The 16,204-nt window shown below is 72.4% G+C and carries 17 protein-coding genes; 9 read left to right on the top strand and 8 right to left on the bottom strand.

Translation table 11 applies throughout. The annotated features are described in order from the left end of the window. The first annotated feature begins 81 nt into the window (after window positions 1-81). Both coaA and AMY39116_RS46765 read left to right on the top strand, forming a co-directional pair. A complete protein-coding gene (gene coaA, locus AMY39116_RS0303945) occupies window positions 82-1,014 on the top strand; it encodes a type I pantothenate kinase (RefSeq protein ID WP_017986156.1) in 933 nt (310 codons plus the stop codon). 127 nt (window positions 1,015-1,141) lie between these two features. Beyond that, the gene (locus AMY39116_RS46765) at window positions 1,142-1,312 is read left to right on the top strand and encodes a hypothetical protein (RefSeq protein WP_020416408.1); all 171 of its coding nucleotides are present in this window, start codon (window positions 1,142-1,144) and stop codon (window positions 1,310-1,312) included. Here AMY39116_RS46765 and AMY39116_RS0303935 read toward each other — a convergent pair. The 6 genes from AMY39116_RS0303935 to AMY39116_RS0303910 form a co-directional block, all read right to left on the bottom strand. Further along, window positions 1,309-2,145, bottom strand: a complete 837-nt coding sequence (locus AMY39116_RS0303935; RefSeq protein WP_020416407.1) for an SDR family NAD(P)-dependent oxidoreductase — start codon at window positions 2,143-2,145, stop codon at window positions 1,309-1,311. The two genes, AMY39116_RS46765 and AMY39116_RS0303935, sit on opposite strands and share 4 nt — an antisense overlap. Window positions 2,146-2,155: 10 nt before the next feature. Continuing rightward, window positions 2,156-3,628 (bottom strand): hypothetical protein, encoded by a 1,473-nt coding sequence (locus AMY39116_RS0303930; RefSeq protein WP_020416406.1) that lies wholly within the window; start codon window positions 3,626-3,628, stop codon window positions 2,156-2,158. Window positions 3,629-3,679: 51 nt separating this feature from the next. Beyond that, a complete protein-coding gene (locus tag AMY39116_RS0303925) occupies window positions 3,680-4,705 on the bottom strand; it encodes a hypothetical protein (RefSeq protein ID WP_039791163.1) in 1,026 nt (341 codons plus the stop codon). A gap of 6 nt (window positions 4,706-4,711) precedes the next feature. Next, window positions 4,712-5,875, bottom strand: coding sequence for a hypothetical protein (locus AMY39116_RS0303920; protein ID WP_020416404.1), 1,164 nt, complete (start codon window positions 5,873-5,875; stop codon window positions 4,712-4,714). Then, complete coding sequence (locus AMY39116_RS0303915) at window positions 5,872-6,915, bottom strand: hypothetical protein (RefSeq protein ID WP_020416403.1); 1,044 nt, start codon at window positions 6,913-6,915, stop codon at window positions 5,872-5,874. Before AMY39116_RS0303915 ends, AMY39116_RS0303920 begins: the two co-directional genes overlap by 4 nt. A 75-nt stretch (window positions 6,916-6,990) precedes the next feature. Further along, window positions 6,991-7,248 carry a hypothetical protein gene (locus AMY39116_RS0303910; RefSeq protein WP_235716050.1) on the bottom strand — a complete coding sequence of 86 codons (258 nt, stop codon included), beginning with the start codon at window positions 7,246-7,248 and terminating at the stop codon, window positions 6,991-6,993. A gap of 145 nt (window positions 7,249-7,393) precedes the next feature. On the opposite strand from AMY39116_RS0303910, the gene AMY39116_RS0303905 reads away from it, so the two are divergent. Next, complete coding sequence (locus AMY39116_RS0303905; RefSeq protein WP_020416401.1) at window positions 7,394-7,717, top strand: nucleotide pyrophosphohydrolase; 324 nt, start codon at window positions 7,394-7,396, stop codon at window positions 7,715-7,717. Window positions 7,718-7,861: 144 nt separating this feature from the next. Further along, the gene (locus tag AMY39116_RS0303900) at window positions 7,862-9,682 is read left to right on the top strand and encodes a DNA/RNA helicase domain-containing protein (protein ID WP_020416400.1); all 1,821 of its coding nucleotides are present in this window, start codon (window positions 7,862-7,864) and stop codon (window positions 9,680-9,682) included. On the opposite strand, the gene AMY39116_RS42160 is transcribed toward AMY39116_RS0303900, so the two are convergent. Further along, window positions 9,652-11,181 (bottom strand): 3'-5' exonuclease, encoded by a 1,530-nt coding sequence (locus AMY39116_RS42160; protein WP_051123474.1) that lies wholly within the window; start codon window positions 11,179-11,181, stop codon window positions 9,652-9,654. The two genes, AMY39116_RS0303900 and AMY39116_RS42160, sit on opposite strands and share 31 nt — an antisense overlap. A gap of 191 nt (window positions 11,182-11,372) precedes the next feature. Here AMY39116_RS42160 and AMY39116_RS0303890 point away from each other — a divergent pair, with 191 nt between their 5' ends. From AMY39116_RS0303890 to AMY39116_RS0303875, 4 genes are read left to right on the top strand one after another with little or no spacing between them, the layout of a single operon-like run. Next, window positions 11,373-12,107: a thermonuclease family protein gene (locus AMY39116_RS0303890; protein ID WP_235716049.1), complete on the top strand. Its 735-nt coding sequence runs from the start codon at window positions 11,373-11,375 to the stop codon at window positions 12,105-12,107. Between the two features lie 32 nt (window positions 12,108-12,139). Further along, a complete protein-coding gene (locus AMY39116_RS0303885) occupies window positions 12,140-13,540 on the top strand; it encodes a carboxylesterase/lipase family protein (RefSeq protein WP_027935609.1) in 1,401 nt (466 codons plus the stop codon). Continuing rightward, window positions 13,537-13,971 carry a YdeI/OmpD-associated family protein gene (locus AMY39116_RS0303880; protein ID WP_020416397.1) on the top strand — a complete coding sequence of 145 codons (435 nt, stop codon included), beginning with the start codon at window positions 13,537-13,539 and terminating at the stop codon, window positions 13,969-13,971. Before AMY39116_RS0303885 ends, AMY39116_RS0303880 begins: the two co-directional genes overlap by 4 nt. 14 nt (window positions 13,972-13,985) lie before the next feature. After that, the gene (locus AMY39116_RS0303875; RefSeq protein WP_017986145.1) at window positions 13,986-14,612 is read left to right on the top strand and encodes a response regulator transcription factor; all 627 of its coding nucleotides are present in this window, start codon (window positions 13,986-13,988) and stop codon (window positions 14,610-14,612) included. Window position 14,613: 1 nt separating this feature from the next. On the opposite strand, the gene AMY39116_RS0303870 is transcribed toward AMY39116_RS0303875, so the two are convergent. Then, window positions 14,614-15,669 (bottom strand): FUSC family protein, encoded by a 1,056-nt coding sequence (locus AMY39116_RS0303870; RefSeq protein ID WP_020416396.1) that lies wholly within the window; start codon window positions 15,667-15,669, stop codon window positions 14,614-14,616. Between the two features lie 44 nt (window positions 15,670-15,713). On the opposite strand from AMY39116_RS0303870, the gene AMY39116_RS0303865 reads away from it, so the two are divergent. After that, window positions 15,714-16,199 carry a MarR family winged helix-turn-helix transcriptional regulator gene (locus AMY39116_RS0303865; protein WP_027935608.1) on the top strand — a complete coding sequence of 162 codons (486 nt, stop codon included), beginning with the start codon at window positions 15,714-15,716 and terminating at the stop codon, window positions 16,197-16,199. Window positions 16,200-16,204: the final 5 nt, after the last annotated feature.

Here is a 16,204-nt window from a genome sequence, read left to right as displayed (position 1 = left end):
CGCCGTAAGACCTACCGTTGAACCTGCGTTACCGGAGATGTCGACGCCAGCCCAGCCCACCGACGGGCAAGGAGTGTGGGAATGCCACGGGTACGTGAGCTCAGCCCGTACGTCGAGCTCCACCGGGAGCAGTGGCGGGAGCTGCGTCGCAGCACCCCGTTGCCACTGACTGCCGAGGAGCTGCGCGGTCTGCGGGGGCTCGGGGAGCAGATCGATCTGACCGAGGTCGCCGAGGTCTACCTGCCGCTGTCGCGGATGATCAACCTGCAGGTCGCGGCGCGTCAACGTCTCTACGAAGCCACCACGACCTTCCTCGGCGAGGACTGCCGCGGCACCAAGGTGCCGTTCGTGATCGGCATCGCCGGCAGCGTCGCGGTCGGCAAGTCGACCACCGCGCGCATCCTGCGCACCCTGCTCGCCCGCTGGCCCGACCACCCGCGCGTCGACCTGGTCACCACCGACGGGTTCCTCTACCCGAAGGCCGAGCTGGTCCGCCGCGGCATCATGCACCGCAAGGGCTTCCCGGAGAGCTACGACCGCCGCGCGCTGCTGCGCTTCGTCTCCGACGTCAAGTCCGGCGCCGAGTCGGTCAGCGCGCCGGTGTACTCGCACCTCGCCTACGACATCCTGCCCGGCGAGGAGCAGGTCGTGAACCGGCCGGACATCCTCATCATCGAGGGCCTGAACGTGCTGCAGCCCGGCCCGAGCCTGACGGTGTCGGACCTGTTCGACTTCTCCATCTACGTGGACGCGCACATCGAGGACATCGAGCGCTGGTACGTGGAGCGGTTCCTGAAGCTGCGCAGCACGGCGTTCGCCGACCCGGCCTCGCACTTCCACCACTTCGCCACGCTGGACGACGTCGAGGCCCGCGCCGAGGCGCGGCACCTGTGGCGCACGATCAACGAGCCGAACCTGGTCGAGAACATCCTGCCGACGCGCCCCCGCGCGACGCTGGTGCTCCGGAAGGACCCGGACCACAGCATCAACCGGGTGCGCCTGCGCAAACTGTAGGCGCGGCCTCGGCCGAACGGCTGACCCCGGTGACCGAGCGGTAACCGGTTGGCCGATACCGCCGGCACCTCGCAAAGCTCACCCTGGAGTGCAGGAAATGCGCCCTGACCAGGGAGGAGGCACGCCGATGTTCGCGATCATCTTCACGTGGATCGGCGCCGTGCTCGGTATCACGGTGCTGCTGGTGATGGCCTTCGGTGCGTTCGTCCTCGATTTCGAAGACGCTCTCGCCGACCGCCGCCGCAAGCGCCCGCTCGACCCCGTGGCCGTGGACAGCCCGACGACCGCCGTTCCCTAGCCGGTGAGGTGCGCGCCCGCGAGAGCGAGGCTGCGGGCGCGCAGCGTCGCCCTCGCCGCTTCGTCGTAGGCCTGTTCGTTCGCCCGGGCCGGCCGGTCCCGGTCGAAGAACTGGCCAGTCACGCCCTCGACCTCCGGATCGACCGCCAGCCTGCGGGTGGCCGCCACCCCGGTGTCCAGGGTGTCGGAGCTGAAGCCGATCTCGGACAGGACGATCTTGGTCGGCATGTAGGTGCCCGGGTGCAGGCTGGTCGCGGTCAGCTCGGCGGGCGCGAACCGCCCGGCGAGGTCGAGGCAGTGCATGATCTGCGCGAGCTTGCTCTGCCCGTACGCACGCGTACCCGAGTAGTCCCGCTCGATCATGAGGTCGTCGAAGTCGAGCGGGTGCTGGCCCAGTGACGCGACGTGCACGACGCGGGCGGCGTGGTCCGCGGTCGCCGAGGCCCGCAGCAGCGGGATCAGGTTCTCGGTGAGCACGAAGGTCGCCAGGTAGTTCACCGCGAAGCGCAGCTCGTGGCCGTCCCGGCTGGTGCGGCGCTCGCGGCCGTCCGGCTCGCCGGACCCGATGCCGGCGTTGTTGACGAGCACGTCGAGCCGGCCGGCTTCGTCCGCGATCGTGCCTGCCAGCCGGGCAACCTGGGCGAGTTCGGACAGGTCGGCGGTCACTGTGACCGGCGCGGGGGCCCCGGCGGCGCGCACCTCCGCGGCGATCCGGTCGAGTTTGCCGGGATCACGACCGTGCAGGACGAGACGGACGTCTTCGGCGGCGAGACCCACCGCGAGGGCCCGGCCGAGGCCGTCGGTGGCGCCGGTGATCGCGACGGTCCGGGTCACTACCGCTGCCTCACTCGTCCGCCGAGCCCGGGTCCAGCTCGTCGAGGGCGGCGACGTAGTCGTCGAGGTCGAACTCCAGCTCGCCGTCCTCGTCCTGGGTGAGGTGCTCCTCCAGGACCGCCGTCAGCTCGGCCAGCACCTCGTCGCGCTCCAGGCCCGACTCGGTCAGGCGCTGGGCGGCGATCCAGGTCTCGGCGGGCTCGCCGTCCCACAGCTGGTCGACCACCGTCGTCAGCGCCACCGCCCGCAGCTCGGACTCGTCGTCGTCCTCGAACTCGGCCGCGAACTCGCTCAGCACCAGCATCCGGCGCTGCTCGGGGTCGGACGGGTCGAGCTCGACCTCGTCGTCCTCGGTCTCGACCGTCAGCGACGGCAGCGCGAACTGGCGGCGTTCCAGCAGGTCCTGCACGTCCTCCGGGGTCAGGTCCTCCGAGCCGGCCAGGTAGGCGTCCAATGCGGACTCCTCCTCGGGCTCGCGGTCGTCCAGCCGGTCCTCGACCGCCTCGACCAGCGCGGTCAGCGCGTCCTCGGGCAGGCCCTGGCGCTCGCCGAACACGCGCGCCCACACCGGCAGCAGCGCGGCCATCGCCGCGTCCTGCTCCTCGGTCAGCTCGATCTGCCCGTCGTCCACGAAGTCCACAAAGGACTCCAGCTTGGCCGGGCCGACCCGCAGCGGGCGCCGCGCGTCGTGCTCCAGGCCGAACTCGATCAGCCGCAGCGCGACCACGCGGGCGTCCTCGGTGTCGCCGACCTCGTTCCCGGCCGCGGCGAAGAACGAGTCGATGACCTCGGCCTGCTCCTCGACCGACAGCGGCTCCGGCTCCGCGACCTCCGCCGGCTCCGGCAACACGCGCAGCCGGGCCAGCGCGAGCGCGCGGAACCTGACGAAGTCCTCGCCCACCTCGGGCTCGGCCTGCCACTCGGTGCCCGCGAAGGCGTCCGCGATCACCTCGTGGGCCTGCTCGGGGCTGATCTCCGCGGACTCGCCGACCGCCCGCAGCTCGGCCAGCACGTCCTGCGGCGACTCGACGATCGCGGCGTCGGTGACCCAGCCGCCGAAGCTGCCGTAGTTGATCGACACGACCAGCCCGTGGTCGCCGAACGACACCAGCACCGAGCTCTCGTCGCCGTAGACGTCGGTGGCGCGCCAGCAGGCGCCGGGCGTGACCTGGTTCAGCTTCGCCGCCCAGGCCGGCTCGGGCAGCCCGAACTTCTCCAGCGCCAGGCCCGCGGCCTCGCGCTGGTCCTCGTCCGCGGCCAGGACCCGCAGCGCGGCGAGCGGCGCCACCAGGCGCTCCGGCTCGGCGGTGCTCGCGGCGAGGTCGATCAGGCCGGCCGCCAGGTCGTCGTCGGCCTCCCACCACTCGCCGAGGATCTCCGAGGTGACCAGCTCGACGCGGGTCGGATCGGCGTCGTTCCCCAGTTCGGCGAAGGCGTTCAGAACCTCGTCGAAAGCGGTCTCCGGCTGCGGCACCTCGGTCATGCGCTCATGTTCGCACCAGCCGCGGCCGGGCCGACGCGCGGGATCGGCGTTTCACTCCTTGGGCAGCGCGATCCGGGCGTTCCGGATTTCGGTGATCAACCGGACCTTCCGCTTGTGCCTGCCGATCAGTTCGGCCAGGTAGGGCGCGAAGTCCGCCCCGCGGCCGACCGTCCGGTACAGCTTGCGCAGCCGGCGCAGGGCGCGCGCCGCCTCGCGGTAGTGCTCGACGGTCCGGCCGCCGATCAGCTCCTCCACGTGGGCCCGGTGGACCCCCAGCAGCTCCGCGGCCTCGTCCTCGCGGCCTGCCACGACCAGTGCCTCGATCAGCGCGTCGGCGTTCGCGACGGTCGGCTCGCGGTCGAACTCCGCGCGCCGCAGGCCCAGCACGTCGTCGGCGAGCTCGGTGGCCGCCGGGTCCTGCTTCAGCGCCCGCGCCGCGTAGGTGATCGCCTCGCTCGTGCGGCCCGCGGCCCGCAGCACGCGCACGATCCGCAGGCTCGCCTCCATGCTCGGCAGCTGCTTGGACAGGATCGCGACCAGGCCGTCGACGTCGCCGGAGATCTCCACCAGCTGCTCGTGCAGCCGCTCGGCGACCGGCCGCTTCACCCGGTCGCGGCCGGCCCGGTCGACGTGGGACCGCAGCTGGGCCAGCCCGGTCTCGCCGAGCGGGACGGCGAACTGCGCCAGGTCGATCTCGGTGCGCCCGTCGAACGCGATGCCGGCGAGCCAGTCGGCCAGCTCGACGGGGTCCGGCGGCCGGGCCGCGCACGCCCGCGCGTAGAGGCCGAGGGCGCGCCGCAGCTCGGCGCCGTCGCCCTCGTCGCGGCAGATGCGCTCGACGGTGCGGCGGGCCAGCGGGGCGACGTCGGCGCGGGTGCCGGAGTCGAGCAGCCGCTGCACGGTGTCCAGCACCGGGCCGATCTTCGCGACCTCGGCCTGCGGCTCCGGCGCCGCGGCCCGCAGTTCGAGCGACCGCCGCAGTTCCGGATCGCGTTCGGCCTGTTCGTGGAGCAGTCCGGCCAGCGTCTCGGAGTCGAGGGAGGACAGGTAGGCGCGGAGATCCGTCACCCCGCACATCCTGGCCTACTCGCGTCGCAGCGCGATCGGCACGGCACCGCCTGTTTCATGATCGAAATCCGCGTCTTCCTCGGCGAGCAGGTCGCGGAACTCCTCGGTGATCTCGTCCAGCTCCTCCAGCAGCCGCTCGATCGCGGCGGGCCGCAGCCCGGAGCGCTCGCCGGCCCAGCGGCCCCACGGCGGCAGGACCTCCGGCAGGGTCGCCAGGAACTCCTCGGGGAAGCCCTCGGTGTTGAGGACGTCCTCCAGGAGGAGGTCGAACTTGCCGGGGCCCACCCGCAGCGGGCGGCCGAAGTCGTCGTCGCAGCCGTAGTCCACGACGAACCGGACGCAGTCGGTGAACCAGCGGTCGTCGCGGACGCCGTCGGCCTCGGCGAGGAAGGCGCGCACCAGCTCGTCCCGCTCCTCCTCGGTGAACGTCGGCGGTTCCACGGGCGGCTCGGCCGGCGGCATGGCGCGCAGCCGGGCGGCGACCAGCGCGCGCAGCGGGGTGAGCGGGTCCTCGGCGATCACGTCCGGCAGCAGGGCCGCGGCGCTGTCGTTGACCGCGACCGCGTCTTCCAGGATCCGGCGTGCCTTCGGCAGCGGGATCCGCTCGGTCACGAAGACCTCGCTGGCCTCCTCGCCCGCGCGCATGCTGTCCACCAGGTCGCCCACGTGGTCGGTGAGGTAGACGTCGCCCAGGCCGCCGCCGCTCAGCTCGACCTCGGCGACGAGCCCGTGCGCGTGACCGGCCCGGGCCGCACACAGCAGCAGGGTGGCCCCGTCGCCGTACACGTCGGCCTGCTGCCAGCACTCGGTGACGGTGAGGTCGCCCAGGTCCCAGGGCGGTTCGGGCATGGCGGAGAACGCGTCGGCCGCCTCCGCGGCCCGGTCGCGCTGCTCCTCGGTGAGGGCCAGGTGCTGCAGCATCCGCAGCAGCGCGCGGGCGGCCGGGCTCGGGCGGCGGGCGGCGTCGTCGATCAGCGGCAGCACGACGTCGCGGCCTTCGTCGGACGGGTGCCAGAGGTCCCCGAGGATCGTCGAGGCCATCAGCTCGACCTCGACCGGGTCGCGCTCGGCCAACGCGTCCTCCGCGTCGGCGAGCACGGTCTTGAGCAGCTGCCGCCGCTCGTCGGAGACGGCGGACTTCTTTTTGGCGGGCTTTCGCTTCCGGCTGACCGGGCTCATGCGCCCATGGTGGCAGCTCCGCGGCCGGAGACCACCCTGGGCAGCGCGATGCGGGCGTTGCGGACCTCGACGAGGAGGCGGGTCTTGCGCTTGTGCGTCTCGACCAGGCCGGCCAGGTACTCGCCGAACTCCGGCACCCGGTCCGCGCGTTTGTGCAGGGCCCGCAGCTCACGCAGTCGCTGAGCCGCCTCGCGGTAGCCGCCCGGGTCCTTGAGCTGGATCAGCTCGTCGACGTGCAGGCGGTAGACCGGGATCGCCTCGGCCGGGTCGTGTTCGGCGAGGCGGGACAACGCCTGCTCGCGCTCCTCGGGCCAGCGGCCGAGCTCCTCGGCGGCGGCCCGCAGCGCGCGGTAGGTGTCCGGCGACGGGTGGCGGCGGAACTCGGCGCGGCGCAGGGCGAGCACTCCCTCGCGCGGGTGCACGACGGTGCGGGCGGCGTGGGCGATGGCCTCGCCGTGGCGGCCCGCGGAGCGCAGCAGGCGGACGATGCGCAGCGTGGTGGCCGGGGTGGGCGGCTGGGCGGACAGGATCGCGAGGAGGGTGTCGACGTCGCCGGTGACCTCGGCGAACTGCTCGGTCAGGCGGCGGGTGACGTCGTTCTCCGGGGCCTCGCCGAGCGCGGCCTTGAGGTGCGTGAAGCCCTCGTCACCGAGCGCGGCGGCGAAGTCGGCGAGGTTGATCTCGGGCCAGCCGGGCCGGTCGAGTTGCGTCTCCAGGATCCAGTCGGCCAGCTCGCGCGGGTCGGGTGGGTGGACGGCACAGGCGCGGGCGTACAGGCCGATCGCGCGGCGCAGCTCGGCGCCGGTGGCTTCGGTGTCGGCCATGCGGCGGGCCAGCGGGGTCAGATCGGCCTGGGTGCCGGCGTCGAGGAGTCGTTGCAGAGTGTCGAGAACCGGACCGACGGTGCCGTGCGCGACGGCGCGCAACTCCAGCTCGTGTCGTAACCGCGGGTCACGGTCCGCCTGTTCGAGGAGGAGTTCGGCCAGCGTCTCCGCGTCGAGAGTGCGCAGGTAGGCACGCAGATCCGGGGCCGAGGTCATGCGGACAATCCTGCCGCACCCGATGGAAGGAGACCGTCACCCAACAGCGTCGTCTTCTCTGACGCTGCGTGAGCATCAGCAGGGGCTGAGCCACTGGAAGAAGTAACCGGTCTCCGCGCCACGATCGAGGTCGTCCAGGAGGGGGACGGGCGAGATCTCCGGGACGCTGCGCGGGTACGGGCGCCAGCGTCCCGCGTCGGCGAGGTAGTAGAGCGACCACATCTCGTCGAGGCCGTAGCGGAGCTGCGCGAACGGCCGTTCGGCCGCACCGCCGCTGGCCCATTCGGCGCGCCGCTCGACGAGGGTCACGATGCGCCCGCGCCAGCGGGACATCACGCTGTACTCACCGCGCTGACCAGCCGGAACCCGCCGCTCACACCAGCGATCGATCTGGCGTTGCTGGAGCTCGGGGATCGGCGACATACCCACAGTGATACCGCAACCCGATCGGGTCGTGCGGCACCGGATACTGCGCCCTGTGACGCTCGACGATCTGCAACGGCGGCTGGCCGAGTTCGCCGCCGCCCGGGACTGGGAACGGTTCCACACGCCGAAGAACCTGGTGATGGCGCTGTCCGGGGAGGTGGGCGAGTTGACGGCGCTGTTCCAGTGGCTGACGCCCGCGGAGTCCGCCTCGGTGCTCGACGACCCGGCCACCCGCGCCGCGGTGCTCGACGAACTGGCCGACGTGACCATCTACCTCGCCCGGCTGGCCGACGTGCTCGGCGTGGACCTCCTGGAAGCCGCCGAAGCAAAGGTGAACCGCAACGAGTCGCGGTTCCCGGTTGATCACTTCGACTAACCTGGCACCCGCGGCCCGACGGGCACCGAAGTAGCCACTTCGTCGCTGCCCCCACCCGCACGTGGATGACGCGTGCCCAGTGGGGGAAACGAAGTGGCTCTTGTCCGGCACAGTGCCGAGCACCTTCTCGCGGAGGCCGGTCAGTTGGCCACGACGTTGACGGAGCAGGCCAGGCACCAGTGGGGCCACCGCCCCGGCCAGAGCGAGATCGACTCCTGGGAGCGCAGCCTGCGACCGTTCCTGGCCGACCTCGTCGACGCCGGGCTCGGTGAGGTCGAGGTGCTGCTGGAGCACAAGCTGCCGCACAGCCCGAAGCGCGTCGACGCGGTGCTCTGCGGCCTGCACCCGCGCACCGGCGAGGCCAGCTACGTCCTGGTCGAGCTGAAGCAGTGGTCGAAAGCCGAACTGCTGGCGGCGGACCTCGTGCGGATCGCCTCCCGCCGCGATCCGGTGCTGCACCCGGTCGAGCAGGTCCGGCGGTACTGCGAGTACCTGGTCGACTCGACCCCGGCGCTGGCCGAGCGGCCGAACGCGGTGCACGGGGTCGCGTATCTGCACAACGCGGACTCCGCCGGCATTTCGTCGTTGCGGCAGTACCAGCCCAGCGAGTTCGGCACGCTGTTCACCAAGGACGACAAGGCGAAGCTCGCCGACCGCCTGCGGTCGCTGCTCGACCCCGCCACCGGCCGGGACGCGGCCCGGCGCTCGGCCGACGAGTTCCTCGGCTTCGAGCACGCGCCGACCAAGCCGCTGCTGGACCTCGCCGCGCGGGAGATCCAGGAGCGGGAGCAGTTCGTGCTCCTGGACGAGCAGCAGGTCGCGGTCGAGGTGGTGATGCAGGCGGTCGAGCGGGCCAGGGCGGCGGCGACGCGGACGGTCGTGGTCGTGCTGGGCGGTCCCGGCTCGGGCAAGAGCGTGATCGCGCTGAGCCTGCTCGGTGAACTCGCCCGCCGCGGACGGCGGGTGCACCACGCGACCGGGTCCAGCGCGTTCACCAACACGATGCGCAAGGTGGCGGGGGCGCGGAACCGGCGCGTGCAGACCCTGTTCAAGTACTTCAACAACTACATCGACTCGCCGCCCCGCGAGCTGGACGTGCTGATCTGCGACGAGGCGCACCGCATCCGCGAGACCAGCGTCAACCGCTACACGAAGCGCGACCAGCGCGCGAAGGCCGGGCGGCAGGTCGACGAGCTGATCGAAGTGGCGTCGGTGCCGGTGTTCCTGCTCGACGAGAACCAGACCGTGCGGCCCGGCGAAATGGGTTCCCTCGCGGAGATCTCCGCGGCGGCCGAGTCGCTGGGCTGCCGCCTGGAGGTCGTGCGCCTGTCCGGGCAGTTCCGGTGCGGCGGGTCGGACGCGTTCGACAGCTGGGTGGCCCGCCTGCTCGGTCTCGACCGGCTGCCGCCCGTGCCGTGGAGCAAGCTGAGCGACGACTTCGTGGTGGCCAGCGCCGCGACGCCGGACGCGCTGGACGCCTGGCTGCGGCAGCGGATGGAGACCCACGGCGGCACCGGCCGGCTGTCGGCGGGCTACTGCTGGCGGTGGAGCGACCCCGCGTCCACCCCCGACGGCAAGCGGCTCGTGGACGACGTCGTCATCGGGGATTGGCGCCGTCCGTGGAACGCCAAGCCGAAACAGCGGGTGCCGGACGTGCCCGAGTCGTACTACTGGGCCTCCGACGAGCGCGGCTTCGGGCAGGTCGGCTGCATCTACACGGCGCAGGGCTTCGAGTACGACTGGTCCGGCGTGATCTTCGGCCCGGACCTCGTCCGCCGCGATGGACGCTGGGTCGCCCGCCGCGAGCACTCCCACGACCCGGACGCCAAGAAGGCCGACGACCTGGAGTTCGGCCGGCTCGTCCGGAACACGTACAAGGTGCTGCTGACCCGCGGGATGCGGGGGACCTGCGTGTACTCGACGGACCCGGAGACTCAGGCCTTCCTCGAGGAGATGGCCGGGTAGCGGCTCTTGGGGTCGCCCACGGTCCAGCCGCCGAGCAGGAGACCGACGCCGATCGCGCCGAGCGGGATGCCCGCGGCCAGGCCGGCGCCGCCGAACAGGGCGATCACCGTCAGGAACATCAGGACGAGGCCAGTGCCCATCGTGATCCACGCGATCCACTGGCGGTCCCGCGGAACCGGCGGGAGTGTGGCGGCCGGTCGTGGCCGGGCGGGCATGGGCGCCGGAGGCAGCACCGCAGTCGGCTGCGGCGGGACGGCGACCGGCGGTGGGGGCGCGACGGCGACCTGCGGTGCGGGCGCCGTCCGCGGCTGCACCGGGACCAGGCCCAGCGACTGCCACGCGGCAGGCAGGTCGAGCACGGCGGCACCGAGTTCCCGCGCCCGCGCCAGCCGCGGTTCGGCGGCGGGCACGTCCTCCGCGACCGCGAGGTGCGTCACCGATGCGGTGAGGTTCTTGGCGAGCGGGATCCGAGCCGCGAGCACCGCGGCGCGCAGCGCGTCGGCGGCAGCGGTGCGTCCGAGGACGAGCACCCGCGTCCGGTCCGCGGACGGCGCCCGGCGGAGGTCCCGCAGCGCCTCGGGCACGCCCAGCGCCTCGGCCACGTGCCGCAGCTCGCGTTCCTCGTCGTCGGTGACGATGCCGTCGGACTCGGCCACCGCCCGCATCGCGGCGACGAAGTTCAGGTGCGCCCGGTGCACGTCCGACGAGGACATGCCGGCCGCCGTGGCCAGCGCGGCCAGGTCGGCGGCTTCGGCGTCGGACAGGTGGTGGTCGGCGAGCGCGTCGGCGAGCAGGTCCGCGTACGGCGTGTCCGCCGACTCGATCCGGTCGACCAGGCCGGAGAGCCACGTCCCGGCGGTCGCGCGGGCGGGCTCGGGACGGCTCACCACGCGACCGGTGACCGCCAGGCGCGGCAACCGCGGCAGGTCGAACCGGCGCTCGAAGGCCAGGCCGTGCGTGCTCACCAGTGTCGCGAGGACCTGCGCGCAGGCCCGCGCGTCGGGAGCCGCCTGGTGCGCGGGGAACCCGCCGAGGCCGAGCGCTTCCGCGACGGTGGCCAGCCGGTAGTTCGGCAACCGGAGGGCGGCGCGCGCGGCGGCCAGCGTGCACACGCCCGGCAATGTGGGGAGCCGCAGACCGATCCGCTCCAGCTCCGCGGCCAGGAAACCCTGCTCGAACGCCAGGTTGTGGCCGACCAGGACGCTGCCCTGGCACAGGTCGAGCAGGTGCCCCGCGATCTGGCCGAGCGCGGGCGCGGAGTCCAGCTGCGCCCGCGTGATGCCGTGGACCCGCGCGGGCCCCGAGTCGACTCCCGGCCCGGGATCGACCAGGGTCGAGAACTCGCCCAGCACTGTGCCGTCGGCGCGCACGCGCACGGCCGCGACCTCGATGATCCGGCCGGGCTGCAGGCCGGTCGTCTCGAAGTCGATCGCGGTGAACTCGGTGCCGACGGCCGGAAATCGGCCGGAACCGGACATGGGGATGATGTCGATGAGCATTCCGGCTTCCCTGGTCGAGGATTGACGCGTAGTCCATCGCGGCGGACGCGAAAACGTTCCTGGTGAAACACAATCGTGATCATCGGCGGTTCTGTAACGCATTCGGGACGCGCAGCGAGAAAAGAGCCGTGCCCGATGTTCCCGCCACGCCGAAACGGCGAGTGCCCACCTGGATCAAGATCGTTCTAGCCGTGTTCGCGGTGCTCTTCGTGCTCGGCGCGGTGTTCGGAAAGCCCACGGAGAAACCGGTCGCGCAGCCCGCGCCGACCACCACCACCGTGGCCACCACCAGCAGCAGTCCGCCCGCGGAGCCCGTTCTCCGGGTCACGCGGGTGACCGGATCTAGCATCGTGGTAAGCGATACCGCGGGAATCTCGAAAACCGTTTACGTCCCCGGAATCCAGCCGGCCGCGGATTGTTACGGAACGGAGACCGCGAGCTGGGCCACCGCATTTCTGGTCGGCAAGGAAGTGAGCTTGCAGTCGGTCACCGAGGAGGCCGGGCGGACGCTGGCGCACGTCCTGCTCGCCGATGGAACGGACTACGCGATCGCCGCCCTGCAGGGTGGTTACGCGCGTTTCGTCGCGGATGCGGTCACCGACTCCTACGCGAACGTCCTGCGGTCCGCGGAAAGCGCGGCCAGCACGGCGAAGGCAGGATTGTGGGGACCGCCTTGCAACGGCAGCCCCACCACACCGCCGGTCGCGCCGCCGCCGGTCACCGTTCCACCCGCTCCCGCCAGCACCCCCAAACCCGCGGCGCCGAAGCCCAGCACGCAGAAGCCAACCGAGGAACCGGACGTCTCCAGCGCCTACTACGCCAACTGCTCGGAAGCGCGGGCCGCGGGCGCGGCTCCCCTTCACCGCGGCGACCCCGGCTACCGCTCGGGGCTGGACCGCGACGGCGACGGAATCGCTTGCGAGTGACTTCGTCGCAGAACGTGTGATATCCACGACCGGTGGATCCCATCGTGCAGACGCGTTCCGGTGCCGTTCGTGGCGTGGCTGACGGGGTGGTCAGCTCCTTCAAGGGCATTCCGTTCGCCGGGCCGTTGACCGGTCCCGCGAGGTTCCAGGCGCCCGCCGAGCCGGAGCCGTGGGACGGGACGCGTGATGCGGTCCGCTTTTCGGCCTCGCCGCCGCAGGGGTCGCTCTTTCCCGGCATGCCCTCGGCTTGGCGGCCGGACGAAGGGGACGACTCCCTGAGCGTCAACGTGTGGACTCCGGACGCCGGCGGCAGCGGCCTGCCCGTCATGGTCTGGATCTACGGCGGCGCCTACCTGATCGGGACCGCGCGGCAGCCCGAGTACGACGGCGCCAACCTGGCCCGTGCCGGGGTCGTCGTCGTGACCTTCAACTACCGCGTCGGGCTGGAGGGGTTCGGCTGGCTGCCCGGGGCGCCCGCCAACCGGGCCTTCCTGGACCAGCTCGCGGCCCTGCGCTGGGTCCAGGAGAACATCGCCAACTTCGGTGGCGACCCGGACAACGTGACGATCTTCGGCGAGTCCGCCGGTGGCACGTCGGTCGCGGCGCTGACCGCCTCGGACGCCGGGCGCGGCCTGTTCCGCCGCGCCATCGGGCAGAGCGTCGCGCACGGGTTCCTCTCCGAGAACCGCGTCCGGCGCACCACCGAGCGCATCGCGGGGGCCCTTGGCGTCCCCGCCACGCTCGAGGGCTTCGCGCAGGTGCCGTCCGAGGCCATCCACGCCGTGCAGATGGCGCCCGGCGAGATCACGCCGTTCGGGCCGGTCGTCGACGGTGACCTGCTCACCGGCCTGCCCTGGCACAACCTGCGCGCCGAGGTCGACCTGATCGCCGGCTTCAACCACGACGAGTTCACCCTCTTCGTCGCGGGCCAGGACCTCTCCGGCGTGGACCCGGCCGCGACCGCCGACGCCGTCGGCCTGCCCGCCGGCGCCGTCGCCGAGTACCGGGCCGCCCACCCCGGCATCACCGACGCCGACCTGCACGTCCTCATCCTGTCCGACCGCACCTTCCGCCTGCCGTCGCTGTGGTCCGCGCAGAACCACCCCGGCCGCAGCTGGTGCTACGAGCTGACCTGGCGCTCGCCCGCGTTCGGCGGGCTCCTGCGGTCCTGCCATGCACTCGACGTGCCGCTCACCTTCGGCAACTACACCGGCCCGCTCGCGGAGATGCTGCTGGGCAACCCGGCCCCGCCCGAGGCCGACACGCTGTCCCAGGAGATCCGCAAGGCGTGGGTCTCGTTCGCGACGACCGGTGACCCGGGCTGGCCGGAGTACGACAAGGACAACCGGATCACCCGGATCTGGGACGTCCCGATCTCGGTGACCAGCGACCCGGTAGCCGCGTCCCGGCGGATCTGGGAGGCGGCGGCATGAAGTTCCGGGCGACGCTCGAGCAGAGCAAGAAGACCGCGACGGGGATCGAGGTCCCGTCCGACGTGCTGGACGGCCTGAACGCGGGCAGACGGCCGAAGGTCCGGGCCCGGCTCAACGGCTACGAGTACCGGACCAGCGTCGGCAGCATGGACGGCAGGGCGATGCTGCCGGTCAGCGCCGAGGTCCGGGCGGCCGCGGGACTGACCGCGGGCGACGAGGTCGAGGTCGAGCTCGTCGTGGACACCGAACCCCGCGTCGTGGAGGTGCCCGCGGACCTCGCCGAGGCGCTCGAAGCCGCCGGGGCGCGGGCGGCCTTCGACAAGCTCTCCTACAGCCAGCAGCGCCGGTACACGCTCTCGATCGCGGACGCCAAGACCGACGCCACCCGGCAGCGCCGCATCGCGAAGGCGGTCGAAGAACTCTCCGGCTGACTAGGCTCGGTGGTATGGCCATCGAGGTGCTGCTCGTCGACGATCACGAGGTCGTGCGGCGCGGCCTGCGGGAAATGCTGAGCGACGAACCGGACATCGAGGTGGTCGCCGAGGCGGGGAGCGCCGACGAGGCCCTCGCCGTCGCGATGCACGTCGAGCCGGACGTCGCCGTCGTCGACGTGCGGCTCGGGGACGGCGACGGCGTCGCCCTGTGCCGGGAGCTGCGGGCGCGGCCGAACCCGCCGTACTGCCTGGTCCTCACCGCGTTCGACGACGAGGAAGCCATGGTCGGCGCGATCATGGCCGGCGCCTCCGGCTACCTGCTGAAACAGGTCCGCGGGCAGGACGTCGTCAACGCCGTCCGCGAGGTCGCCGCGGGCCGGTCGCTGCTCGACCCGGTCACCACCGCCCGCGTGCTGGACAAGCTGCGCCACCCCGCCGAGGACGAGCTGGCGAGCCTCACCGACCGGGAGCGCACGGTGCTGGAGCTGATCGGCGAGGGCCTGTCCAACCGGGAGATCGCCGAGCGCCTGTTCCTCGCCGAGAAGACCGTGAAGAACCACGTCACGTCGGTGCTGTCGAAGCTGGGCATGCAGCGCCGCACACAGGCGGTGGCGTGGGTGGCGCGGCGCGCCAAGTAGTTCAGGCCAGCTGGTAGCCGCGACCGGGCCGGACCAGTGCGGCGGCCAGTCCGATCGCCGCGCCGAGCACCGTGTCCACCAGCCGGTCCGCGGTGACGGCGACCGTGTCGACCGGCGCCGACATCGAGCCGAGCAGCAGCACCAGCGGCGTCACGAACACCATCGCGAGCGCGTAGTTGCGGATGACGGTCAGCTCCGCGCCGAGCAGCGCGACGACGATCACCGCGAGCTTCACCGGCTGCGGCAGGTCCAGCGTCAGCAGCAGCGCGGCCACCAGGACGCCGGCGACCGTGCCCGTGACGCGCTGCACGAACCGGTGCATCGTGTGCTGCAGGTGGGTGGCCTGCAGCACCGCGGCCGCCGCAACTGTCGCCCAGTACGGGTGCCCGAGCCCGAGCGCGTGTGCGAGCAGCCCGGCCGCCAGGACCGCGGCGAACACCTTCACCGCGCGCGGCCATCCGTGCGACGAGCGGTCCACCGCGGCCCGCAAGCCCGCGCGCCACGACGTCGTCCGGTCGCCGTCGTGGTCGAAGAACAGCCACCCGGACAGCGCGACGACCCACGCGACGAGCGCCCCCGCGGCCGCGGCGCCGACCTGCGCGGCGACGCCCGGCCAGTTGACCGGGAACGCCGACGTGGTGCCCGCGGCGAAGACGAACATGAGCCCGCCGGGCGGGCCCGACCGGATACCGTCCGTGACCAGTTTCGCCACCGCGGCGACCGCCGCGACCAGGATCGCGATCGGCAGCGGACCCCACCCGGCGGCCGACGCCGCCCCGCCGAGGCCGACCGCGAGCGTCAGACCTGCGCCGATCACGGCGAGCAGCCGGGCCCTCACCGGGTACGGCTCGAACCGGGCGTGCACCGCGGTCATCCCGCCGAACGCCGCGGCGGGCGCCAGCTCGGTGTGCCCTGCGATCACAACCGCGACCAGGACTATGTTCGCCCCGGTCATGGCCCGTAACGCGGACACCAGCGCCCGGTCGACTGGGCGCAGGCGCCACCAGCCGCGCGGCGAGAGTGCGCGGAACAGGTCGTGGCGGCCGAAATCATTCACGAGTAAAATACTACTGAACGATTCGTGTACGAAGGAGCTCAGCGGTGAGTGATCTCGTCGACAGAGTGCGGCGCCAGTGGCTGGACGTGCACCCCGGCCTCGACACGACCGGGATGGCGGTCGTCGGCCGGGTGCTGCGGCTCGCGTCGCTGATCCGCCGTGCGACCGACGACCTCCTGCTGGCCAACGACCTGAACCGCGCCGAGTTCGACGTGCTGTGCGCGCTGCGGCGCAACGAGGTGCTCAACCCGGGCCAGATCAGTCGCGAGATGCTGTCCTCGGGCGCCGCGATCACCAAGCGGCTCGACCGCCTGGAACGGCTCGGCCTGGTGTCGCGGACGGCGAGCGAACGGGACCGGCGCGTGGTGCAGGTCCGGCTGACCGAGCGGGGCGTGGCGTTGATCGACGAGCTGCTGCCCGCTCACCTCGAAGGCGAAAAGGCCGCACTGGCCAACCTGCAGCCGGAGCAGCAGGAGGAACTGGCCCGGCTGCTCAAGGTGATGCTGGAAACCGTCGAAGGCGTCGGCTGACGCTC

The sequence above is a fragment of the Amycolatopsis sp. ATCC 39116 genome (assembly GCF_000231075.2).
GTDB lineage: Bacteria > Actinomycetota > Actinomycetes > Mycobacteriales > Pseudonocardiaceae > Amycolatopsis_E > Amycolatopsis_E tucumanensis.
The sequence above is the reverse complement of the archived record's forward strand: the minus strand, read 5'-3'. Positions and strand labels throughout refer to the sequence as shown.

Excerpts from the sequence above, each read along its gene's own strand:
- coaA (WP_017986156.1), top strand. The coding sequence starts at position 82 with ATGCCACGGGTACGTGAGCTCAGCCCGTACGTCGAGCTCCACCGGGAG.
- AMY39116_RS46765 (WP_020416408.1), top strand. The coding sequence starts at position 1,142 with ATGTTCGCGATCATCTTCACGTGGATCGGCGCCGTGCTCGGTATCACG.
- AMY39116_RS0303930 (WP_020416406.1), bottom strand. The coding sequence starts at position 3,628 with ATGACCGAGGTGCCGCAGCCGGAGACCGCTTTCGACGAGGTTCTGAAC.
- AMY39116_RS0303925 (WP_039791163.1), bottom strand. The coding sequence starts at position 4,705 with ATGTGCGGGGTGACGGATCTCCGCGCCTACCTGTCCTCCCTCGACTCC.
- AMY39116_RS0303920 (WP_020416404.1), bottom strand. The coding sequence starts at position 5,875 with ATGAGCCCGGTCAGCCGGAAGCGAAAGCCCGCCAAAAAGAAGTCCGCC.
- AMY39116_RS0303915 (WP_020416403.1), bottom strand. The coding sequence starts at position 6,915 with ATGACCTCGGCCCCGGATCTGCGTGCCTACCTGCGCACTCTCGACGCG.
- AMY39116_RS0303910 (WP_235716050.1), bottom strand. The coding sequence starts at position 7,248 with ATGTCCCGCTGGCGCGGGCGCATCGTGACCCTCGTCGAGCGGCGCGCC.
- AMY39116_RS42160 (WP_051123474.1), bottom strand. The coding sequence starts at position 11,181 with ATGCTCATCGACATCATCCCCATGTCCGGTTCCGGCCGATTTCCGGCC.
- AMY39116_RS0303880 (WP_020416397.1), top strand. The coding sequence starts at position 13,537 with ATGAAGTTCCGGGCGACGCTCGAGCAGAGCAAGAAGACCGCGACGGGG.
- AMY39116_RS0303875 (WP_017986145.1), top strand. The coding sequence starts at position 13,986 with ATGGCCATCGAGGTGCTGCTCGTCGACGATCACGAGGTCGTGCGGCGC.